At 67.0% G+C, this 22,116-nt stretch carries 22 protein-coding genes; 8 read left to right on the top strand and 14 right to left on the bottom strand.

Annotated features, from left to right (window positions below):
- Window positions 1–5: 5 nt before the first annotated feature.
- The 14 genes from DES47_RS20720 to DES47_RS20655 form a co-directional block, all read right to left on the bottom strand.
- The gene (locus tag DES47_RS20720; protein ID WP_133702636.1) at window positions 6–617 is read right to left on the bottom strand and encodes a hypothetical protein; all 612 of its coding nucleotides are present in this window, start codon (window positions 615–617) and stop codon (window positions 6–8) included.
- An 8-nt stretch (window positions 618–625) separates the two neighbouring features.
- The gene (locus tag DES47_RS20715) at window positions 626–1,456 is read right to left on the bottom strand and encodes a metal-dependent hydrolase (protein ID WP_133702635.1); all 831 of its coding nucleotides are present in this window, start codon (window positions 1,454–1,456) and stop codon (window positions 626–628) included.
- Window positions 1,457–1,476: 20 nt separating this feature from the next.
- Window positions 1,477–3,150: an AMP-binding protein gene (locus tag DES47_RS20710; protein ID WP_133702634.1), complete on the bottom strand. Its 1,674-nt coding sequence runs from the start codon at window positions 3,148–3,150 to the stop codon at window positions 1,477–1,479.
- Between the two features lie 100 nt (window positions 3,151–3,250).
- Window positions 3,251–3,859 carry a hypothetical protein gene (locus DES47_RS20705; RefSeq protein WP_133702633.1) on the bottom strand — a complete coding sequence of 203 codons (609 nt, stop codon included), beginning with the start codon at window positions 3,857–3,859 and terminating at the stop codon, window positions 3,251–3,253.
- 112 nt (window positions 3,860–3,971) lie between these two features.
- Window positions 3,972–4,952 (bottom strand): tripartite tricarboxylate transporter substrate binding protein, encoded by a 981-nt coding sequence (locus DES47_RS20700; RefSeq protein ID WP_133702632.1) that lies wholly within the window; start codon window positions 4,950–4,952, stop codon window positions 3,972–3,974.
- An 18-nt stretch (window positions 4,953–4,970) separates the two neighbouring features.
- Window positions 4,971–6,029 carry a porin gene (locus DES47_RS20695; RefSeq protein WP_133702631.1) on the bottom strand — a complete coding sequence of 353 codons (1,059 nt, stop codon included), beginning with the start codon at window positions 6,027–6,029 and terminating at the stop codon, window positions 4,971–4,973.
- 84 nt (window positions 6,030–6,113) lie between these two features.
- Window positions 6,114–7,085, bottom strand: coding sequence for a Bug family tripartite tricarboxylate transporter substrate binding protein (locus DES47_RS20690; RefSeq protein ID WP_133702630.1), 972 nt, complete (start codon window positions 7,083–7,085; stop codon window positions 6,114–6,116).
- A gap of 39 nt (window positions 7,086–7,124) precedes the next feature.
- Entirely contained in the window at window positions 7,125–7,958 is an 834-nt protein-coding gene (locus DES47_RS20685; protein ID WP_133702629.1) for a transporter substrate-binding domain-containing protein, read from the bottom strand.
- 12 nt (window positions 7,959–7,970) lie between these two features.
- A complete protein-coding gene (locus DES47_RS20680; RefSeq protein ID WP_133702628.1) occupies window positions 7,971–8,954 on the bottom strand; it encodes a Bug family tripartite tricarboxylate transporter substrate binding protein in 984 nt (327 codons plus the stop codon).
- Entirely contained in the window at window positions 8,951–9,874 is a 924-nt protein-coding gene (locus tag DES47_RS20675; protein WP_133702627.1) for an amidohydrolase family protein, read from the bottom strand. The genes DES47_RS20680 and DES47_RS20675 overlap by 4 nt, the downstream gene beginning before the upstream one ends.
- A complete protein-coding gene (locus DES47_RS20670; protein WP_243748401.1) occupies window positions 9,871–10,755 on the bottom strand; it encodes a DUF1932 domain-containing protein in 885 nt (294 codons plus the stop codon). Before DES47_RS20670 ends, DES47_RS20675 begins: the two co-directional genes overlap by 4 nt.
- 17 nt (window positions 10,756–10,772) lie before the next feature.
- Window positions 10,773–11,456, bottom strand: a complete 684-nt coding sequence (ligK, locus tag DES47_RS20665; RefSeq protein WP_133702625.1) for a 4-carboxy-4-hydroxy-2-oxoadipate aldolase/oxaloacetate decarboxylase — start codon at window positions 11,454–11,456, stop codon at window positions 10,773–10,775.
- 1 nt (window position 11,457) lies between these two features.
- Window positions 11,458–12,486 (bottom strand): amidohydrolase family protein, encoded by a 1,029-nt coding sequence (locus DES47_RS20660; RefSeq protein WP_133702624.1) that lies wholly within the window; start codon window positions 12,484–12,486, stop codon window positions 11,458–11,460.
- 14 nt (window positions 12,487–12,500) lie between these two features.
- Window positions 12,501–13,199, bottom strand: coding sequence for a substrate-binding domain-containing protein (locus DES47_RS20655; RefSeq protein ID WP_133702623.1), 699 nt, complete (start codon window positions 13,197–13,199; stop codon window positions 12,501–12,503).
- A 140-nt stretch (window positions 13,200–13,339) separates the two neighbouring features.
- Between DES47_RS20655 and DES47_RS20650 the strand changes: the two genes are divergently transcribed.
- The 8 genes from DES47_RS20650 to mraY all read left to right on the top strand — a co-directional run bounded on the left by DES47_RS20650 (window position 13,340) and on the right by mraY (window position 22,110).
- Window positions 13,340–14,224, top strand: a complete 885-nt coding sequence (locus tag DES47_RS20650; RefSeq protein WP_133702622.1) for a LysR family transcriptional regulator — start codon at window positions 13,340–13,342, stop codon at window positions 14,222–14,224.
- Window positions 14,225–14,519: 295 nt separating this feature from the next.
- Window positions 14,520–14,948 carry a division/cell wall cluster transcriptional repressor MraZ gene (gene mraZ / locus DES47_RS20645; protein ID WP_133702621.1) on the top strand — a complete coding sequence of 143 codons (429 nt, stop codon included), beginning with the start codon at window positions 14,520–14,522 and terminating at the stop codon, window positions 14,946–14,948.
- Window positions 14,948–15,904 carry a 16S rRNA (cytosine(1402)-N(4))-methyltransferase RsmH gene (gene rsmH, locus DES47_RS20640; RefSeq protein WP_133702620.1) on the top strand — a complete coding sequence of 319 codons (957 nt, stop codon included), beginning with the start codon at window positions 14,948–14,950 and terminating at the stop codon, window positions 15,902–15,904. The genes mraZ and rsmH overlap by 1 nt, the downstream gene beginning before the upstream one ends.
- Entirely contained in the window at window positions 15,901–16,194 is a 294-nt protein-coding gene (gene ftsL / locus DES47_RS20635) for a cell division protein FtsL (protein WP_133702619.1), read from the top strand. Before rsmH ends, ftsL begins: the two co-directional genes overlap by 4 nt.
- The gene (locus DES47_RS20630) at window positions 16,191–18,014 is read left to right on the top strand and encodes a peptidoglycan D,D-transpeptidase FtsI family protein (protein WP_425057467.1); all 1,824 of its coding nucleotides are present in this window, start codon (window positions 16,191–16,193) and stop codon (window positions 18,012–18,014) included. The genes ftsL and DES47_RS20630 overlap by 4 nt, the downstream gene beginning before the upstream one ends.
- A 1-nt stretch (window position 18,015) precedes the next feature.
- Entirely contained in the window at window positions 18,016–19,521 is a 1,506-nt protein-coding gene (locus DES47_RS20625) for a UDP-N-acetylmuramoyl-L-alanyl-D-glutamate--2,6-diaminopimelate ligase (protein ID WP_133702618.1), read from the top strand.
- A gap of 14 nt (window positions 19,522–19,535) precedes the next feature.
- Window positions 19,536–20,942, top strand: a complete 1,407-nt coding sequence (locus tag DES47_RS20620; protein ID WP_166652110.1) for a UDP-N-acetylmuramoyl-tripeptide--D-alanyl-D-alanine ligase — start codon at window positions 19,536–19,538, stop codon at window positions 20,940–20,942.
- Window positions 20,932–22,110: a phospho-N-acetylmuramoyl-pentapeptide-transferase gene (gene mraY / locus DES47_RS20615; protein WP_133702617.1), complete on the top strand. Its 1,179-nt coding sequence runs from the start codon at window positions 20,932–20,934 to the stop codon at window positions 22,108–22,110. Before DES47_RS20620 ends, mraY begins: the two co-directional genes overlap by 11 nt.
- Window positions 22,111–22,116: the final 6 nt, after the last annotated feature.

Genomic DNA, 22,116 nt, shown 5'->3' with positions numbered 1-22,116 from the left:
GCCGCTCAGTGCAGCAGCAGCACGGCGAGCGCGCCGATCAGCGCCAGCAGCGCGCCCACGGCGCCGCGCACGAAGATCAGGCTGACGATGGGGCGCAGCGGAAAGATGTGCGTCTTCTCTATCGCCGCCCATTTGTGCACGGCAATGTCGGCGGCACGCTCGATGCTGATGGCAAAGCGCAGAAAGTCGCGCCGGCTGCGGTAGCGCACCATGGCCACGTAGTGCCAGGCATCGGCCCGGGCGGGCTCGATGAAGCTGCCGCTGCGCCGCGCGATGAAAACCGGCACATTGCCGTAGCGCAGCAGGTGCGGAATGATGGCCTTGCCGTAGCGGCGGTCGGCGGCGCGCGGGTCATCACCCAGTTGCTCGTGCCCGGGCGGGTACAGGGCCTTGGCCCGGTAGCGCACCAGGTTCTGCATCACGAACTCGCGGCCATCGTCCTGCGCCAGCAAGGCGCGCACGCTGGCCAGCAGATCCTGCTTGTTGGCCTCGGTGGCTAAGGTCTCAAGCTCGGCCACGTAGGCCTCGATCTCGGCGGCCGTCAGCGGCCTGCCGCGACCGCCGTACCAGACCACGAAGGCGATGTAGAGCAGCAGCAGGGCCAGACAGATGGCCATCGATGGCGTCATGGCGCGGCGGCCTGCCCGACCACGCTGAACAGCGCCTGGTTGTCGCGCAGCCATTGCGCCGAGCGGCTGGCGTCATGCTGACTGGGGTGGAAGTCCGGGCGCAGATAGTCGCGCCAGCCGGCATAGTTGCCGCGCAGCAGGCCATCGCGGGCGAACAGGAAGCTTGCGCCGCTGCGCCAGGTGCTCCAGCGCAGCAGGCTGCCGTCGTGCCAGAGATTGCGCACCGTCTGACGCAGCACATCGCTCAGAAAGGTGACGGTGATGTAGCGGAAGATGCGCAGCCGCCACTCGTGGTTGCCGCTGATCGCGTTGTAGATGTCGAAGGCCGTGCTGCGGTGCTCGGACTCCTCTGCGCTGTGCCACAGCCACAGCGTCTGCAGGCGCGGCTCGCTGCCCTCCAGCGCCTCCGGGTGGCGCAGCATCCAGTCGGCGAACAGGGCGGTGAAGTGCTCGGTGGCGGCGGTGGCCGCGACATGGATGCGCACATCGCGGTGCGCGTTGTCCTTCAGCCGCCGCAGCGCCCGGCGCTCGATCTCGTTGCGAAAGCCGAGCTTGTCGAGGTGGTTGTTGAACAGGCTGTGAATGCGCCGGTGCGTGGCCTCCTGGCCGACGAAGCCCTGCACCTCCACGGCCAGCGGGGCGCGCTGCCCCTCAGGCAGCGACTTCAGTCCATTGCGCACCGAGTCGATGAAGTACTGCTCCCCGACCGGGAAGCTCATCGACAGCGCGTTGAAGAAGGCCGACCGAAAGGCGTCGCCGCCGTTCCAGCGGGCCGGGAAGGGCGTCTCCAGGTCGATCAACAGCCGGCGGACCATAAGCTCACTCATTTCACATGCTCCGATACATCTCAGGCCCGCTCGCGCAACTCGCGCCGCAGGATCTTGCCGACATTGCTCTTGGGCAACTCGTCGAGGAACTCGATCTGCCGCGGCACCTTGTAGCCGGTCATCTGCTCGCGGCAGTGGGCGACGACCTGCTCGGCCGTCAGGCTTGGCGTCTTCTTGACGATGTAGAGCTTGACCGCTTCGCCGGTGCCGGGGTCGGGTTTGCCTACGGCGGCCACCTCCAGCACCTCGGGGTGCTCCATCACCACCTGCTCGATCTCGTTCGGATAGACGTTGAAGCCCGAGACCAGGATCATGTCCTTGAGCCGGTCGACGATTCTCAGGAAGCCCTGCTCGTCCATCTGCGCCACGTCGCCGGTGCGCAGAAAGCCGTCGGCCGTCATCACCCTGGCGGTCTCCTCGGGCCGCTGCCAATAGCCCTGCATGACCTGCGGGCCGCGCACGCACAGCTCGCCGGCCTGGCCGAAGGGCAGTTCACGTCCCTGATCGTCGCGTATCGAGACCTCGGTCGAGGGCATGGGCAGGCCGATGCTGCCGTTGAAGGCCTTCAGGTCCAGCGGATTGCAGGTCACCGTGGGCGAGCACTCGGTCAGGCCATAGCCCTCGACCAGCGGCTTGCCGGTGATCTGCTCCCAGCGCTGTGCCACCGCGCGTTGCACCGCGGCGCCGCCGCCGATGGCAAAGCGCAGCGCCGAGAAGTCCAGCCTGGCGAAGCCGGGGTCGTGGATCAGGCCGTTGAAAAGCGTGTTGACCGCCGGAATCGAGGCGAAGCGGTACTGGGACAGCACGCGTACAAAGGCCGGCACATTGCGCGGATCGGCCACCAGCACATTGGCGCCGCCCATGCCGACGAAGCCCAGGCAGGCGCCCAGCGCGAAGACGTGGTACAGCGGGATGGCGGTGATGCTGATCAGTGCCTCGTTCGGGTCGAGGAAGGGTGCGCTCCAGACCTCGCCCTGCTTGGCATTGGCCAGCACATTCAGGTGCGTCAGCATCGCGCCCTTGGACACGCCGGTGGTGCCGCCGGTGTACTGCAGAAAGGCCAGATCGCCCGGCCGTGTAGCGACCGGCTTGAACCCGGCCGCCGCGCCCTGGCTGAGCATATCGAGATAGCCGACATGCCCGGGCAGGTTGTAGGCCGGGACCATCTTCTTGAGGTGGCGCACCGCGAAATTGCCCAGCGTGCGCTTGGCCCAGGGCAGTGCGTCGGCCAGGCCGGTGACGACGACATGCCGGACCTGGGTCGCCGCGATCACCTTGGCCAGCGTGTGGGCGAACAGCTCGACGACGATCATCGCCTCGGCGCCCGAATCCTTCAGCTGGTGCTCCAGCTCCCGCGGCGTGTACATCGGATTGACGTTGACGACCACATAGCCGGCGCGCAGCAGACCGAACAGGCAGACCGGGTACTGCAGCAGATTGGGCATCATCAGCGCCACCCGCGCGCCCGCCGGCAGCTTCAGCACGGACTGGAAATAGCCCGCCACCTGCAGGCTCAGTCGGTCAAGCTCGCGGTAGCTGATGGCCACACCGGTGGCCCCGCTGATGAAGGCCGGCCGGTCGGCGTAACGCGCCACCGCCTGCTCCAGGTAGTCCGCGATCGAGCCGATTTCGGCCAGATCAATCTCTGCCGGTACGCCGGGCGAATAGCTTTCGAGCCAGATCTTGTTGTCCATGCACCTGTCGTTTGCCGTTTGCTTGCACAAACAATACAGTAGTGTATGGAAAATGTCTCGTCAACGGGGCGGACCCTCGGAGCGCAGAGTTCAGCTGCGGCTACCAGCTGCTATGCAGGGTGAAGCCAAGCCGCCCGGAGCGCGGCCGCACCGATAGGGTGGTCTGGGCGCTCAGCTCCATGCGCAGGCCCTGGCGCAGGTCGGCATACTTGTTGCGGGTCTGGAACACCAGGCCCATGCGCAGCTGCCGCGCGTCTTGCTGCAACAGCCCTTCTTCCGGGGGCGCGCGTGCAGTCGATGTCAGCAGTGGAGTTTGCAAGGTCAGATACGAGTGCTTGCCGGTGGCCACGGACAGACCCATCAGCATGCCGGCTTGGCGTGTTGTCGGATCGAACGAGAGGCGTTGCGCGGCCAGGCTGCCGAATGCTGAGCTGCGCTGCTCGACACCGAAGCCCAGACCCAGTCCAGACGGATGCACCGCCCACAGCATGGTTTGGCGAGCGGTATGCGACTGGCCGGTCAAGGCATCCACCATCGGCGTTGAACCGGCAGTGGCCAGCGGCTCCGCCTGGCTTTGACTCAGGCGCAGCGCGGCTGGCGCCAGGTTCGCCTGCGCGGTTTCTGTCCAGCCGCTCATCTGCGCCTGCGTGGTCAGGGCGCTGGCGGTGAGCAGCAGGCAGATGCATTGGGCAGGGCAGGGTGCTTTCATCGCTGGCTCCTGGCGACGACCGAGTTCGGGGCTTGATGTTTCAAGCCTAGACCGGTGAGTGCCTGGGGGCAATCGGTGCGCGGCCCCTTCCTTCGTCAGACAACGCCTCGATCTACTCGGCCTCGATCTTCGCGGCGCTGATCACCTCGCCCCAACGCTTGATGTCGCTGGACAGCAGTGCCTGCGCCTGCTCGGGCGTGCCGGCCTGCAGCCGCATGCCCAGCTTCTCGAGCTTGGCGATGACGGGCGCCGAAGCAATCGCCTCGCGTATCGCGCGGTTGAGTCGCTCGACGACCGCCGGTGGCGTGGCGGCCGGCACGGCAATGGCATTCCAGGAGCTGACGTTGTAGCCGGCGACGCCTGCCTGCTGCAAGGTCTGCACCTCGGGCAGGGCCGGGTTGCGCTGGTTCGTCGTGACGGCCAGCGCCTTCACCGCGCCGGCGCTGAGCTGCGGCAACATCGGGCCGACGATCTCCAGCGCCAGGTCGATCTCGCCGCTGCGCAAGGCCATCAGCACGGCCGGCGAGCCCTTGTAGGGGATCGTCAGCAGGTCGGCGCCGCTGACAGTCTCGAACAGCTTGGCGGCCAGGTGCTGGGTGGTGCCCACCGAAATTGTCCCCATCTTCAGTTGGCCTGGGTTGGCCTTGGCGAACTGCAGCGCCTGCTGCACGGTGCCGAAGCGCGTGTTGGCCGGCGCGAACAGGGCCAGGTCGAAGAAGCCCAGGGTCGAGACCGGCACCAGGTCCTTGACCGTGTCATAGGGCAGCTTCTTGAACAGGCCGACGCTGACCGCGTTGCTATTGCTCATCAACAGCAGGGTGTGTCCGTCCGGCCTGGCGCTGACCACGGCCTGGGTGGCCACGATGCTGCCGGCGCTGGGCCGGTTGTCCACCACCACGGCCTGGCCCAGGCTCTTGGCCATGGCCTCCGCCACGGCGCGCGCCATGACATCGGCAATGCCACCGGGTGCGAAGGGCACGATCAGGGTGATTGCGCGATTCGGGAAAGTCGTCTGGGCCTGGAGCGCGCCCGGCAGGCCCGCCAGCAGGGTGGCTGCGAGCAGCAGGCGGCGGTTCACGGTTTTGTTCATCATTTGAGGCTCCAGCAGGGATTAGAAGCGATGGCGCAGGCCGACCGTGAGCGCGCTCTGGTCGCCCTTGGCGCCCATGAAGGCCGGCTTGGCATAGCCGCCGTCGACCTGGTTTCCGTCCACGACCGCATAGATGTCGGTGCGTGGCGAGAAGCGATAGCTGGCGGAGGCATAGCTGACCTTGCGCGAGCCCTTCAGCGCCGTGCTGCCGGTCTGACTGTCGGACAGGTGTGCGAGGCTCAATGTCACGTTGGGGCGGAGTTCGACATTGATGCCCAGGGTCCAGACCTTGTTGGACTGCGGGCTGACCGCATCGGTGCGACGCATCGCACCGGCGAACAGGGTGAACATCGGCGAGACCTTGTAGTTGCCGCCCAGGCCGAGGATCTTGCGGGTTTCGGTGCCGGCCAGGTTCTTCAGCTGCTGCACATAGCCGCCCACGAAGAGCGGTCCGCTGGCGTAGCCGGCGGACATCGCCCAGGAGCCATTGGCATCGCTGCCGGCCACTTCGCCGAGAGTCCTGGAGGCGGCCAGGTCAACGCCGCCCAGCTTGGCGTCGACGCGCAGCATATTGTCCTGGCGCGCGATGTGATGGCTGCTGAAGATCGAGTGGGCCGTGCTGTTCGGATTGCCCAGCGGCTGGAAGCGCGCTGCAACGGCATGGGCCAGCGTGTATTGCCGGCCCAGCAGCACGCCCCAACCCTGGCTGCTGCGCAGGCCCAGGTGGACTTCGCGTCCCCAGAAACGCGGCGAGGCCTGCGTCTGGCCAAAGTCGGCCGTCGGCGTGGCCTGCAAGGACACACCGCTGCTCGGGTCGAAGCCCGACTCCATCGTCAGCGCGGCGGCCAGGCCGTTGCCCAGGTCCTCTCGCACCCGTAAGCCCAGCCGGCTGCCGGTGAAGATGCCGTCCTCCATCGTGGTGCGCGACTCCCGGCCCGCGCCGACATTGGTGGCGTAGCGGGTGGCGGCATCGAACAGGCCGTAGATCGTGACGTTGCTCTGCGCCGCGCCCGGCAGTGGCAGGCTCAGGCAGGCGAGGCCGGCGGCGCCGGATGCAATGCGGCGGATGGATTTCTTCATGTCGTCTCCTGGTGGGTAGGCAATGCGGCGGCTCGGCTGTGCCTGGGCAAGGCCACAGCAGCGCTACCGTTCTTCTCTAGGGAATCAGTCGGGTCTGACCTGGCCGGCCCTGACCACCTCCGCCCAGCGCGGCAGTTCGCGGGCGATCAGGTCGGCATAGGCCTTGGGCGTGGTGGGCGTGGCGATGGCGCCTTCGGTGGCCAGCTGCTGGGCGACCTCGGGCAGGCGCAGGATCTTGTTGATCTCGTTGTTCAGACGGGCAACGATGGGCGGCGGCGTGCCCGCCGGTGCGACGAAGCCGTACCACTGGTCCGCGTCAAAGCCGGGAAAACCGCTCTCCGCCACGGTCGGCACATCGGGTAGTGGTGCCAGGCGTTGCGTGCTGGACACCGCCAGTGCGCGCAGCCTGCCATTGCGCACATGGGGCAGTACGGCCGGCGCGCCGGTGAAGGTGGCGTCCACCTGGCCGCCCAGCAGATCGGTGACCGAGGGGGCCGTGCCGCGATAGGGGATGTGCAGCATGAACAGCCTGGCCTGCAGCTTCAGGTACTCGAAGGTGATGTGGGCCGCACTGCCGTTGCCGCCGGACGAGTAGGTCAAGCGCCCCGGCTTGGCGCGCGCCAGCTCGAGAAACTCCTTCAGCGTCCTGGCCGGCGAGCCGGTGTTGACGACCAGGATGTTGGGCACGCGGGCAACCCAGGCCACCGGCGTGAAGCTCTTGACTGGGTCGTAGGGCAGTTTCGGGTACAGCGCGGGATTGACGGCCAGCGTGCCGATATGGCCCATCAGCAGGGTGTTGCCGTCCGGCTCGGCACGGGCCGCCTCGCCGGCGCCGGTCGAGCCACCGGCGCCCGGCTTGTTCTCTATCACCACGGTCTGGCCCAGGGCCGTGCCCAGCGTGTTGCCGACTGCACGGGCCAGGATGTCTGTCGAGCCACCGGGCGGGAAAGGCACGATGATGCGCAGCGGCCTGGTGGACTGTGCCCCGGCGGTGGGCCAGACGGCGGCGCCTAGGCCGGCCAGCAGCAGCGCGCGGCGGTCGAGAGAGTGGGTCATTGATGCGTCTCCTTGTTGTTTGAGTTGTGGTGCTGCGACTCAGCGGCGTTCCGGCTCGGCGAGGCCGCGCAACCCGGCGCGGGTGGCGGCCTGCTGCACCAGGCCCTGCGCACGCACCGCCTCGACGAATTGCTTCAAAAACTCCGCGCCCTGCGTGCGACCCTTGGGCACGGCCAGGGCCAGCGACTCCAGGCCCCAGCGGCCGTCAAGCACGCGGGCGCCGGGCAGGCCGTCGGCGAGCTCGAACAGAATGCCCTTGTTGGTGGCGAAGGCGTCGATGCGCCGGTCCTTCAGCATCTCGGCCGCCTCCTTCAGCGAAGCCGCCGGCACGATGCCGGCCTGCTTGAAGACGCGGGCAAGCGCCGCTTGCGAGCTGCTGCCCTGGCTGACGCCGATGCGCCGGCCGGCCTGGTCCACCTGGTCCAGCATCGTGACCGGCGATCCCGGCAGAGCCAGATAGCCCAGTTCAAGGCCGACCAGTGGAGTTGTGAAGTCCACCAGCACGGCACGGGCCGGCGTGGCATTGGTGATGGTCATGTCCACCTGGCCGGCCTGCAGTGCCTCGATGATCTGGGCGACGCGCTCGAACACCACCAGCTCGGCTGGCACGCCCAGGCGCCGCGCCAGCTCGCGACCGACCTCGACCGTGAGGCCTCCGTCCTGCGGACTGCCGGATGAGCGCACCAGCGAGGTCGGACTGCCAGGATAGACCGCGATGCGCAGCCGACCGGTGGGCGCCAGGGCGGCGCGGGCTTGCGCCGACGCGACCACGGCTTGAGGTGCTGCCGCGGTCGCCGGCAGCGAGGTACAGCCTAGCTGCAGGGCAACGACGAAGAGCAGGGCGCTCAGTCGCCCGGTGATGGGATAGCGCATGGCGGACCTCGCTCAGTCGGGGGTGATGCGGGCTTCGCGGATCAGCTTCTCGTAGCGCTGCCTCTCGCTGTCCAGCAGCTTGGCGAACTGGGCTGTGGGGCCGGGTCTGACCTCGCCCCCGGCGCCGGCCAGTCGCTCGCGCACGGCCGGTGCGGCCAGCGCCTTCTGCACCTCCTGGTGCAGGCGGCTGACCAGGGCCGCCGGCACACCCTTGGGCGCGATCAGGCCGTACCAGACCGAAGCCTCGAAGCCGGGGAAGCCCGACTCGGCGATCGTCGGCGCATCGGGGTAGATGGCCGAGCGCTTGTCGCTCAGCACGGCCAGCACCTTGAGCTTGCCGCTCTTCGCATGGGGCAGCACTTCGAGCGCATTCACCGCCACCGTCTGGATGTGGCCGGCGATCACATCGTTCATCGCCTGCGAGCCACCCTTGTAGGGCACATGGGTGAAGCGCACGCCAGCGGCATGGGCGAACAGCTCGATCGCCAGGTGCGGTGTCGAGCCATTGCCCGGCGAGCCGTAAGTAATCGAGTCCGGCTTGTTCTTGAGCTGTGCGATCAGGTCCTTGACCGACGAGATGGCGGCTTGGGCGTTGGCGGCCAGCACCACCGGCACGCTGCCGATCTGGGCAATCGGCGTGATGTCGCGGCCGAGGTCGTAAGGCGCGGGTTGGTACAGCGAGACATTGGCCGCCAGCGCATTGGCGGCCAGCATCAAGGTGTAGCCATCGGCCGGGCTGTCGATCAGCGTCTTGTTGGCGATATTGGTGCCGCCGCCCGGCTTGTTCTCGACGATCACCGCCTGACCGAGGCCCGCGGCCATCTGCTCGGCGATGGCGCGGGCGATGATGTCCACCGCGCCACCCGGGCTGTAGCCGACGAGGATCTTGATAGTCCGGCTCGGATAGGCCTGGGCCTGCGCGCTGCCCATATTGCCAATGGCGCCCAGTGCCAGCAGGCTGGCCAGGGCGATGCGTCGGGTCAAATTCTTGTTCATGCTGTTGTCTCCTCGGGCCAGTAAAGGCGCATCGGGTTGCTGACCAGCAGACGCTGCTGCTGCTCGGGTGTGGGCGCGAGGTGCGCGACGAAGTCCACCAGCAGGCCGTCGTCGGGCATGTGGTCCTTCAGGTTCGGATGGGGCCAGTCCGTGCCCCACAGCACGCGGTCGGGGAATTCGGCCAGCACGCGCTGCGCGAAGGGCAGCACGTCGCGATAGGGCCTCGCCTCCCCGTTCAGCGCCCGTGGGCCGCTGACGCTCAGCCGCTCGGGGCAGCTCAATTTGGTCCAGACATTCGAGTGCTCGCGCATCAGCCTCAGGAACAGCGCGAACTCGGGGCCATCGACCGGCTGGCTGACGTCGGGCCGGCCCATGTGATCGACGACAATCTGGGTCGGCAGTGCGGTGAAGAAGTCCCACAGGTCCGGTAGGTCCGCGGCCTCGAAATAGACCACCACATGCCAGCCCAGGCGGGCGATGCGTTGGGCGATCTCGACCAGCTCGTCCTTGGGCGTGAAATCCACCAGCCGGCGCACGAAGTTGAAGCGCACGCCGCGTACGCCCAAGGCATGCATGCGATGCAGCTCCGCTTCGCTGACGCCGCGTCGAACGGTGGCCACGCCACGTGCGCGGCCGTCGGCGTGGGCCAGTGCATCGAGCATCGCGCTGTTGTCGGCGCCGTGGCAGGTCGCCTGCACGATCACATTGCGGCTGATGCCCAGCTGGTCGCGCAGCGCGAACAGCTGCTGCCAGCTGGCATCGCAGGGCGTGTACCTGCGCTCGGGCGCAAACGGAAACAGCGCGCCGGGGCCGAAGACATGGCAGTGGGCGTCGACGGCACCGGCCGGCAGCTTGAAGCGGGGCTTGCTGGGGCCTGCATACCAGTCCAGCCAGCCGGGGGTCTTCTCGAAGGTGATCATGGTTTGTTGTGGTTCAAGAGGCGGTCGGCCTCGACGCGCCAGTCACTGCTGCGCGCAAAGCTCGGCTCACCGCGCGGGCCGAACACGCCCAGGTCGGCCAAGTTGGCGACCCAGGCCTGGCGCTCGGCGGTGCCGGCGGCGCTCCAGGGGCTCAGGCCCGCTTCGCGCACGGTCTGGGCGACCTCGCGCACCTCCTCGCTGCGGCGCCGGCCATGCTCGATCACGCGCTGGAAGAAATAGCTGGCCTGCCTCTCCCAATCGATGGAGGGAAAGGTCTCCTGCAGTGAGGCGATCAGCGCGTCCTCGACGCCGTAGTGGCGTGCGGTCGTGAAGCTCTCGATCACCATCGCCTCCAGGCCCTTGATCATCACGCTGCGGCACATCTTGGTGGCCGAGGCCACGCCCAGCTGCTCGCTGGCGACCTTTGCTGCGAAGCCCAGCGTATTCAGCGGGGCTAGCAGTGCCTGCGCATCGGGCCCGCCCAGTAGCAGGGGCACCTTGATGCGATAGGGCGGCACGCTGGTCATCAACGCGCCCTCGACATAGCGGCCACCGGCGGCGTAGATGCAATCGGCCGCGCGGGCCTTGGCGCCGGGCGAGGCGGAGTTGAAGTCCAGGAAGAAGCAGCCCTTCTTCAGGCCCGCGCTGGCGGCCTCGGCCACGGCGACCGTCTGGCTGGCCGTCACGGCGCTGATCAGCAGATCGCTCTGCGCCGCCAGTTCGCTGGCCGAGCGGGCCAGCGGGACGCCGCGGGCCTGGGCGTGTGCACTCAGCTCAGGGTCCCGCTTCAGGTCGTAGGCCGCCACGGCCAGACCCTGAGCGCGAAGATCCTCGGCCAGGATGCGGCCGACCTCGCCATAGCCTATCAATCCGACGTTCATGGCGATGTCCATGACCATCAGTCGATGTAGCGCAGACCGGCCTGGGCCAGCGGCTCGCGCATCTGATACATGTCCAGGCCCAGCACGCCGGAGGCCAGCTTGGCTCGTTTCTCGCCTTCGAAGCTCTCGCGCTTCATTGCGGCGGCCAAGGTCTCGGCGGCACGGGCGGCGGGCACGCAGACCACGCCATCGTCATCGGCCACGATCACATCGCCGGGTGTCACCCACATGCCGGCGCAGACCACGGCGATGTTGACCGAGCCGAGCGTGGCCTTGATCGTGCCCTTGGAGCTGATGGCCTTGCTCCAGACCGGGAAGCCCATCTGCTGCAGCGTCTTCACATCGCGCACCCCGGCGTCGATGATCAGCGCGCGGGCGCCGCGGGCCATGAAGGAGGTGGCCAGCAGGTCGCCGAAGTAGCCGTCGCAGCAGTCGGCGGTGACGGCCGCAACGACGATGTCGCCGGGTTGAATCTGCTCCGCCGCCACGTGCATCATCCAGTTGTCACCGGGCTGCAGCAGCACGGTCACGGCCGTGCCGGAGACCTGGGTGCCGGGGTAGATCGGCCGCATATAGGGCTTCAGCAGGCCGACCCGCCCCATCGCCTCGTGCACGGTGGCCGAGCCGAGGGGGGCCATGCCATCGGCGCTTGCACGATCGGCGCGCCGGATATTGCGATAGACCACACCGAGCTCGTGCATTTCAGAGCCCCTTGATCTTCAGCGCGGCATCGAGGCGCGGGAACACGCGTCTGGCATTGCCTTCGTAAACCATGAACCGCTCTTCCTCGCTGAGGTTTGCCGTGGCCTCGACATAGCGCTTGGTGTCGTCGTAGAAGTGGCCGGTCTCGGGGTCGATGCCGCGCACCGCGCCAATCATTTCGCTGGCGAACAGGATGTTCTTGACCGGTATCACCTGGGTCAGCAGGTCGATGCCCGGCTGGTGATACACGCAGGTGTCGAAGAAGATGTTGTTCAGCAGGTGCTCGCTGAGCAAGGGCTTCTTCAGCTCTTGTGCCAGGCCGCGGAAGCGCCCCCAGTGGTAGGGCACGGCGCCGCCGCCGTGAGGGATCAGGAATCTGAGCGTTGGGAAGTCCTTGAACAGATCGCTGGTCAGGCACTGCATGAAGGCCGTCGTATCGGCATTCAGGTAGTGGGCGCCGGTGGTGTGGAAGCAGGCGTTGCAGCTGGTGCTGACATGGATCATCGCCGGGACGTCGTACTCGACCATCTTCTCGTAGATCGGGTACCAGTGGCGGTCCGGCAGCGGCGGGCTGGTCCAGTGACCGCCGGACGGATCGGGGTTCAGGTTGATGCCGACATTACCGTATTGCTCCACGCACTTGACCAGTTCGGGGATGCAGGAGGCCGGGTCCACACCCGGCGATTGCGGCAGCATCGCGGCCGGCACGAAGTGATCAGGGAACAGCTGGCTGACCCGGTAGCACAGCTCGTTGCAGATCGCGGCCCAGGCGCTCGAGGTCTGGAAGTCGCCAATGTGGTGGGCCATGAAGCTGGCTCGCGGGCTGAAGATCGTCAGGTCGCTGCCGCGGGCTCGCATCAGCTTCAGCTGGTTGGCTTCGATTGATTCGCGCAGCTCGTCGTCGCTGATCTTCAGGTCGGCGACCTTGGGCGCCTTGGCGGGGTCGGCGAGGCCGGCGATCTGCAGATCGCGCCAGGCGCCGAGGGCTGCCGGGGCGGTAGTGTAGTGGCCGTGGACGTCGATGATCATGGTGGTCGTGGGGTTCAAATGGTTTGGCGTGGCGCGTCCATGCCATGGCGCCGCTTCACAGCAGCAGTGTCAGGCGTGGTCAGGAAATCGAGCAGGGCGCGGGCCGAGTCCGCCTGGGTCGAACGAGCACCGATTGCGCCGGCGAAGCTCGTGACGATCTCCAGCCCGCGCGGCAAACCGCCCAGCACGGAGATGCCGTCCAGCTGCATCAGCTCGCTGAGCTGCTGGATGCCGATGTCCACCTCGCCGGCGGCAATCAGGCTGCCAACCGATACACCTGGCCTGGCCTGCACCAGGCGGGCGCTCAGCACCTCGGTCAGGCTCCAGCGCTCGAACAGGCGAAGCAGGGCCGTGCCGCTGGGGCCAGTGGAGTAGCCGATGGCGCGGGCGGCAAGCAGGGTGTTGCGCAGCGCTGTTTCGGAGCCGATGTCGGGCCGCGGGGCACCGGCCGGCACCGCCAGGGCTGCGGCGGAATCCGCCAGAGCGCGCCGGCTGTCGGCGAGCAGATGACCGCTGGCGATCGGTCCATCGATGGCGTCGCCGGCCAGCACGACCAGATCAAAGGCCTCGCCAGTCTGTACCCGCCGCGCCGCCTCGACGCCACCGACCGACTCGAAGCCGACCGGCACGGCCGTGGCTGCCGTGTAGGCCTGGGCCAGTTCGGCGAGCAGCGGGCGGGTTGCCATCGAGGAGATGCAGCGGAGGGGGGCCATGAATTGATGGGTGACGGGTTGCTTGGGTCGCATTCTGTGAACGTTCGGTACCATCAGCCAAGTTCTGACTGGCACTAGCTGCTATGCAGTTTCGGCATGGCTTGACGCCTGCGAACAATGAGTGAACCGTTGGAGCGGCTATGAACCTGAACCAGATCGAGACCTTTGTCCATGTTGCCGAGCACGGCAGCATCAGCAAGGCGGCCCTGGTGCTGGGTGTGGCGCAACCGGCGCTGAGTAGGCAGGTGCGGGCGCTGGAGGCCGAGTTGCGCGAGACCCTGCTGCTGCGCAACGGTCGCGGCGTGCAGCTGACCGAGGCAGGGCGGCGGCTGCTGACCCATTGCCACGACATCCTGCAGCTGGTCAACCAGGCCAAGGAGGACCTGACGGCGCAACGCCATGAACCAGTGGGCCGTATCACCGTTGCCATGCCACCCACCCTGGCCCGGCTGCACACGCTGCCACTGATCGAGGCCTTTCGCCGCGAGATGCCGCAGGCCCGGCTGGCCCTGATGGAGGGCTTCTCGACCCATATCACCGAATGGCTGCTGACCGGTCGTGCCGACCTCGGCCTGGTCTACAACCCCGAGGCGCTGCCGACCCTGGAGATACTGCCGCTGCGTGACGAGCAGATCTGCCTGATCAGCGCTGCGTCACAGGCGCCGAAGCGTCCGCCGACCTTGCAGCAGCTGGGTAGCTTTCCGCTGGTGATGCCGCAGCGTGGCCAGATCTTTCGCACCTTGATGGAGTCGGCGGCGGCGCTGTCCGGCGTGCAGCTGAACGTGGCCTGGGAGGTCTCCAGCGTGCCGGCCATCCTGGACCTGGTGGCCGCCGGCATCGGCCACGCGGCCTTGGGTGAGCTGGCGCTGCGCAGCTATGAGCACCCCGAGCGACTGCGCGTCACACCGTTTGACGGCGCCGATATCCGCACCACGCTGTGCCTGGTCACGCCGACGCAGCGCCGCTCGACACCGCTGCTGCAGCGCACGGCGGGCTTGTTGACAAGGCTGATGCGCGCCGGCTGAGGGGAAGAGATCTTTTGCGCCGTTGAAACTTCTTTCTGCTGCGCGGCCGCCGTGCGCGTCGTTGCCAACGCCACTATCCGGATTCCCCGTGGCGCACCGAAAAAGCTAATCCACCACTTGCAGACCACTCTGCAAGTCCTTATTCCATAACGATATTTGCCTCTGACCTGCCTTAGCTTTCGACGCTAAGTGATTGATTTCATTGGGAAATTCTTACATTTCGTCCTTGACCAGGTCGCGGGCAATGGCTAAAGTGGGAGAAAGTGCACTTTAGTGGGTGAATGTGGCCAATTTCATGTTTCAGGGACCAGCAGCGCTCGCGCTGGACGCGAAGGGGCGGTTGACCGTCCCTGCGCGCCATCGCGAGGTGCTGCAGGCCATGGCACAGGGCCAATTGACCGTCACCAAGCATCCCGAGGGCTGCCTGATGGTCTTTCCCCGTCCGACCTGGGAGTCGTTCCGGGAGCGCGTGGCCGCGCTGCCGATGTCGGCCAGTGGCTGGAAGCGGGTGTTCCTGGGCAATGCGATGGATGTGGAGATAGACAACGCCTCGCGCGTGCTGATCTCGCCGGAGTTGCGTGCCTCGGCAGGTTTGAGCAAGGACGTGATGTTGCTGGGCATGGGTAGTTATCTGGAGCTGTGGGACGCAGCCACCTACGCCGCGCATGAGGCCAAGGTGATGGAGTCCGAAGTGCCGGACGCCATCAAGGACATGAGCTTCTGATGAGCATCGTCCAAGCCCCCGACGATTTCAAGCACACCACGGTACTGTTGGATGAAGCCGTCGATGCTCTGCTGACCGATCCGAACGGCATCTACCTCGACGGCACCTTCGGCCGTGGTGGCCATTCTCGCCTGCTGCTGTCCCGCCTCGGCCCGCAGGGACGACTGATCGCCATCGACCGTGATCCCGAGGCGGTGGCCGAGGCGACGACCGGCGCCAACCGCATTGACGACCCCCGTTTCACCATCGTGCACTCGGCCTTTGCCGATATGCGCGCCCAGCTCGACGCCCTGGGTGTGCAGCAGATCCAGGGCCTGCTGCTGGACCTGGGTGTCTCCAGCCCGCAGATCGACAACCCCGAGCGTGGCTTCAGCTTCCGTTTCAACGGCCCGCTGGACATGCGCATGGACACGACCCGGGGCGAAAGCGCCGCGGATTTTTTGGCCCGCGCCGATGAGCGCCAGATTGCGGAGGTGATACGCAACTATGGGGAAGAACGGTTTGCTGTATCGATTGCAAAGGCGCTTGTTGCTCGCCGGGAGAGCGGGAGTGCTGTTCGAAGCACCGACGAACTATCCGAAGTCGTGGCTCGTGCGGTCAAGACCCGCGAGCCGGGCCAGAACCCTGCAACGCGCACATTTCAAGCTCTTCGGATTTTCGTCAACGCCGAGCTTGAGGAGCTCGAGCAGGGGTTGAGTGCGGCCATGCAATTGCTGGCCCCCGGGGGGCGCATGGCCATCATCTCCTTCCACTCGCTGGAAGACCGTATCGTCAAGACCTTCATTGCCCGTGAGAGCAAGGAGGAGTACGACCGTCGCGCCCCGTTCGCCGCACCGAAGGCGATGCGGCTGCGGGCGCTGGGCCGCATCAAGCCCGGCGAGACCGAGGTCCGCGCCAATCCGCGTTCGCGCTCGGCCATCATGCGTGTGGCCGAACGGATGGAGTCGCAGACATGACCCGGCTGAATGTGCTGCTGATGGCGGCGGTGCTGCTCAGCGGCATGTATCTGGTGCGCACGGCCTATGACTCGCGGCGCCTGTTCAACGAGATCGACCGCGCGCAGAACGAGGCACGCCGGCTCGAGATCGACCTGCAGCGCCTGCAGGCCGAGCGCCATGCGCAGGCGACCAATCTGCGCGTCGAGCAGGTGGCGCGCGAGCGCCTGAAGATGCGGGCTATCACGCCTGCCATCACCCAGCCGGTCACCGATACACGTGTTGCGAGCCCGACGGGAGGCAAGTCGTGAGTTGGTTTAAGCGCGGCGCAGGCAACGGCCCGAAAAGCGGTGCCACCTCGGCCCGCAGCAGCCTGCGCTCCAACAGCGCGCGCAGCGTCAACTATTCGAGCAGCCCGCTGCTGGCCTCGAAGACGCCTCCCTGGCGCTCGCGCATGCTGGTGGCTGCCGTCGGCCTGGGCTTTTGCATTCTGCTGGGCCGGGCGCTCTATATCCAGGTCATAGGCACCGACTTCTTCCAGAAGCAGGGTGAGAGCCGCTACAAGCATGCGCTGGAGCTCCCGGCCAGCCGCGGGCGCATTGTCGACCGCACTGGCCAGGTGCTGGCGGCCAGCGTCGCCGTGCCTTCGATCTGGGCGATACCCAAGGACGTGGACGCCACGCCGCAGCAGCGCAAGGCCCTGGCCAAGCTGCTGGAGATTACGCCGCAGGAGCTGGATGCCAAGCTGGCCAGCAGCCCCAAGTTCGTCTGGCTGCGTCGTCAGGTCGACACACAGGTGGCCTTGGAGATCAAGCAGCTCAAGCTCAAGGGCGTGTTCCAGGAGGGCGAGTTCAAGCGCAAGTACCCGGAAGGTGAGGCCGCCGCCCATGTGGTGGGCTTCACCAATATCGAAGAGCGCGGCCAGGAGGGCATAGAGCTGGCCTTCCAGAAGGAGCTGCAGGGCCGTGACGGCAGCCGCAATGTGGTCAAGGACCGGCTGGGTCGCGTCGTCGAGGACATCGGCGAGCGCATTCCGCCCAGCAATGGACAGGACATCGACCTGTCGATCGACTCTAAGGTGCAGTTCTTCGCCTATCAGCGCATCCGCGATGCGGTGGCCGAGCACAAGGCCAAGGCCGGCAGCGTGGTCGTGCTGGACGTGAAGACCGGCGAGATCCTGGCCCTGGCCAACTATCCCAGCTTCAACCCGAGCGACCGGCGCAATCTGTCGGGCAACCAGCTGCGCAACCGCGCGCTGACCGACACTTTCGAGCCCGGCTCGACGATGAAGCCGCTGATCGCCGCGCTGGCGATGGAGACGGGTCGCGTCACGCCCGACACGATGATCCAAACCGCGCCGGGCCATATCAGCATCACCGGCAGCACGATCTCCGACGCTCACCCCAACGGTCTGCTGAGCGTGGCCCAGGTGATACAGAAGTCCAGCAATGTCGGCGTGGTCAAGTTGGCGATGCAGATGCAGTCGCGCGAAATGCACGAGATGTTCACCCAGGTGGGCCTGGGTCAACGGCCGCAGATCAACTTCCCCGGCGCGGTGACGGGCCGGCTGCGGCCCTACAAGACCTGGCGCCCGATCGAGCAGGCCACGATGTCCTACGGCTACGGCCTCAGCGCCTCGCTGCTGCAGCTAGCCCGCGCTTACACGGTGTTCGGCCGCGATGGCGAACTGATTCCGATCACCATGACCAAGCAAGCCGATGGTGTGGACGTGGCCGGCGTGCGCGTGTTCTCGCCCAAGACCGCTCAGGCCGTGCGCCTGATGCTGCAGATGGCCGCCGGCGATGGCGGCACCGGCCCGCTGGCGCAGACCCAGGGCTATAGCGTGGGCGGCAAGTCGGGCACGGCGCACAAGCAGGAAGGCAAGGGCTATGCCTCGAACAAGTACCGCTCCTGGTTCGTCGGCCTGGCGCCGATCAGCAACCCGAGGCTGATCGTTGCGGTGATGGTGGACGAGCCGACCAATGGCAAGTACTACGGCGGCCTGGTGGCCGCTCCGGTGTTCAGCCAGGTGGTGCAGCAATCGCTGCGTCTGCTGGGCGTTCCGCCCGATCTGGAGGTCAAGCCGCAGATCGTTGCCCGCCATATCGAAACCGTTCCGGAAAGCTTCTAGCGTGGCATTGACCCACCTCAAATCCCCCGAAGCCGCCGCTCGCTGGCTGCAGGAATGGACCACCGGCGTGCTGCGCACGGACAGCCGTGCCGTGGCCGCAGGAGATGCCTTCATCGCCTGGCCGGGCTATGCAAGGGACGGCCGCGAATACGTGCGCGCGGCGCTGGCCGCCGGGGCCGCGACCTGTCTGGTCGAGGAAGAAGGCGTCGAAGCCTATGGCTTTGCCGATGCCCGTGTGGCCTCGCTGCCGGGCCTGAAGGCCAGGACGGGTCTGATCGCCGCCGCCTGCTACGGCGCAGCGAGCGAGCAGCTGGCGGTGATCGCCAGCACCGGCACCAACGGCAAGACCTCGACAGCCTGGTGGATGGCGCAGGCCTTGAGCCTGCTGGGCCAGCGCTGCGGCGTGGTGGGCACGCTCGGCGTGGGCGAGCCGCCGCTGCCTGGCAGCAACAAGCCGGCCGAGATCGAGTACACCGGCCTCACAACACCCGACCCCGTGCTGCTGCAGGCCAACTTCCGCCGCATGGCCGATCAGGGCTATGCCGCCTGTGCCATCGAGGCCTCGTCGATAGGCATCAGGGAGCAGCGTCTGGCCGGCACGCGCATACGCGTCGCGCTGTACACCAACTTCACGCAGGATCATCTGGACTATCACGGCAGCATGGACGCCTACTGGGCGGCCAAACGCGAGCTGTTCGACTGGCCTGGACTGCAGGCCGCGGTGCTGAACCTCGACGATGCCAAGGGCGCCGAGCTGGCGCTCGAACTGGCGGGCAGGCTCGATGTCTGGACCTACGGACTGAATCGCACCGATGCGCGGCTGTCCGCCCTTGATCTGCACTACCGCGCCGGCGGCCTGGCCTTCACCTTGAAGGAAGGCGGCGATTCGCTGCTGGTCGAGACCGGTCTGATCGGCGAGTACAACGTGGCCAATCTGCTGGCCGTGATCGGCGGCTTGCGTGCGCTGGGCCATACGCTTGCCGATGCGGCGCGCGTGGCAGCCCAGGTCACACCGGTGCCCGGCCGCATGCAGCGCGTCGGCAACGGCCGCGAGCTGCCGCAGCTGGTGGTGGACTATGCCCACACGCCCGATGCACTGGACAAGGCCCTGCAGGCGCTGGCCCCGCTGGCGGCCGCACGCGGCGGCAAACTGAGTTGCGTGTTCGGCTGCGGCGGTGACCGCGACCGGACCAAGCGTCCGCTGATGGGCGCCATCGCCGCGCGCCTGGCCGCCCAGGTGATCGTCACCAGCGACAACCCGCGCACCGAGGAGCCGGGGCAGATCCTGGCCGACATCGCGGCCGGCATGCCTGCCGATGCGACCCGTGCAATGGTCGTGGACCGCCAGGCCGCCATCCTGCAGGCCGTGCTGGGCGCCGACGCCCGCGACGTGATCCTGGTGGCAGGCAAGGGCCACGAGGACTATCAGGAAATTGCCGGTGTGCGCCGGCCCTTCTCCGATGTCGAGGAAGCCCGTGATGCGCTGATCGCGAGGGCCGGCCTGTGAGCGCTGCGCCCATCATGACCCTGGCCCAGGCCCTGCATCTGCTGCAGCCGACCGTGCCGCAGGCGCGCCTGATCGGCAACGGCGAGCTGGAGTTCGTCCGCGTGCACAGCGACACACGCAGCCTGCAGGCCGGTGATCTGTTCGTCGCGCTGCGCGGCGAGCGATTCGATGCCAATGACTTCCTGGCCCAGGCCAAGGACTCGGGCGCCATTGCCGCACTGGCCGAGCGCGGCCTGGACGCCGCCGGCCTGCCCGGCATCGAAGTGCCGGACGCCAAGGCGGCGCTTGGCGCGCTGGCTCATGCCTGGCGCCGCCACTGCCATCTGCCGCTGATAGCAGTCGCCGGCAGCAATGGCAAGACCACGGTGACGCAGATGATTGCCAGCATCCTGCGCGCCTGGGTCGGTGATGCGGCACTGGCCACGCAGGGCAACTTCAACAACGACATCGGCGTGCCGCTGACGCTTATGCGCCTGCGCCAGGACGATGCTCAATGGCACCGTGCGGCCGTGGTCGAGATCGGCATGAACCACCCGGGCGAGATCGCCCCGCTGGCGGCGATGGCCCAGCCAACTGTGGCCCTGGTCAACAACGCGCAGCGCGAGCACCAGGAGTTTCTGCAGACGGTGGAAGCCGCAGCGCGCGAGAACGGTGAAGTGATCACGGCGCTCGGTGCCGCCGGTGTGGCCGTGTTCCCGGCCGAGGACGCCTGCGCGCCGATCTGGCACGAACTGGCCGGCCAGCGCCCGCATCTGAGCTTTGCGCTGCACGGCGAGGCCGATGTGACCGGGCGCGCCAGCTGGGTTGACTCAGGCCATTGGGCCCTGGAACTGCACACCCCCGCCGGCGATGCCCCGGTGGCCCTCGCCGTGGCCGGCCTGCACAACGTTCGCAATGCCCTGGCCGCTGCCGCCTGTTCGCTGGCTGCGGGTGCTCCACTGAACGCCATCGTGCGCGGACTGGAGGCATTCCAGCCGGTGAAGGGGCGCTCGCAGCTGAAGAACATTGCATTCCAGGGCCATGCCCTGACCCTGATCGACGACAGCTACAACGCCAACCCCGACAGCGTGCGCGCAGCGATCGAGGTGCTCGCCTCCCTGCACGGCCCGACCTGGCTGGTGCTGGGCGATATGGGCGAGGTCGGCGACAAGGGCCCGGAGTTCCACCGCGAGGTCGGCGCCCTGGCGGCTCAGCTGGGCATCCAGCATCTGTGGACCGCAGGCACCGCGGCCAGGGATGCCGCCGCCGCCTATGGCCCGCAAGCGCAGGCATTCGACACAACGGCCGCCCTGGTGGCGGCCCTGCAACAGGCGCCCACCGCGAACGCGGTGCTGGTGAAAGGATCGAGATTCATGCAGATGGAACTGGTGGTCGCCGCGCTGAGTGGCCCGACACTGGATGGGGGCGCACATGCTGCTTAGCCTCGCCTTGCTGCTACAGGAGCGCTACCCCGATCTGGGCTTCCTGCGCGTGTTCCAGTACATCACCTTCCGTGCTGTGATGGCTGCACTGACCAGCCTGCTGATCGGCCTGGCCTTCGGTCCCTGGGTGATTCGCTGGCTGACCGCGATGAAGATCGGTCAGCCGATCCGCGAATACGGCGTGCAGCAGCATCTGTCCAAGAGCGGTACGCCGACGATGGGGGGTGTGCTGATACTGATAGGCATCGCCGTGTCGACCCTGCTCTGGTTCGACTGGAGCAATCGTTTCGTCTGGGTCGTGATGATGGTCACCCTGGGCTTTGGCGCGGTCGGCTGGGTCGATGACTGGCGCAAGGTCGTGCACAAGAACCCAGAGGGCATGGCCAGCCGCGAGAAGTTCTTCTGGCAGTCGCTGATCGGCCTGGTGGCGGCGCTGTACCTGGCCTTCAGCGTGTCCGAGACCTCGAACCTGCGCGTGCTGGAGCTGTTCCTGCGCTGGGTGCAGAGCGGCTTCTCGAACGACCTGCCGCCCAAGGCCGACCTCCTGGTGCCCTTCTTCAAGACCGTCAGCTATCCGCTGGGCGTGTTCGGCTTCATCGCCTTGACCTACTTTGTCATCGTCGGCACCAGCAATGCGGTCAACTTCACCGACGGTCTGGACGGCCTGGCCATCATGCCGGTGGTGATGGTGGGCTCGGCCCTGGGCGTGTTTGCCTATGTGACGGGCTCGTCGGTGTACTCGAAGTACCTGCTCTTCCCCTACATCCCGGGCTCGGGCGAGTTGCTGATCTTCTGCGCCGCCATGGCGGGGGCGGGTCTTGCCTTTCTGTGGTTCAACACCCATCCGGCCCAGGTCTTCATGGGTGACGTGGGCGCACTGTCCCTGGGCGGGGCCCTGGGCACGATGGCCGTGATCACACGCCAGGAGATCGTGCTGGGCATCATGGGCGGCGTGTTCGTCGTCGAGGTGCTGTCGGTGATGCTGCAGGTGAGCTGGTTCAAGTTCACCAAGAAGCGCTATGGCGAGGGCCGGCGCATCTTCAAGATGGCGCCGCTGCATCACCACTTCGAGAAATCGGGCTGGAAGGAGACGCAGGTCGTCGTCCGCTTCTGGATCATCACGATGCTGCTGTGCCTGGTCGGCCTGGCGAGCCTGAAGCTGCGCTGACACCAT

Source organism: Roseateles toxinivorans, from assembly GCF_004362525.1.
GTDB classification, from domain to species: domain Bacteria; phylum Pseudomonadota; class Gammaproteobacteria; order Burkholderiales; family Burkholderiaceae_C; genus Paucibacter; species Paucibacter toxinivorans.
This window is presented reverse-complemented; position numbering and strand designations above follow the sequence as displayed.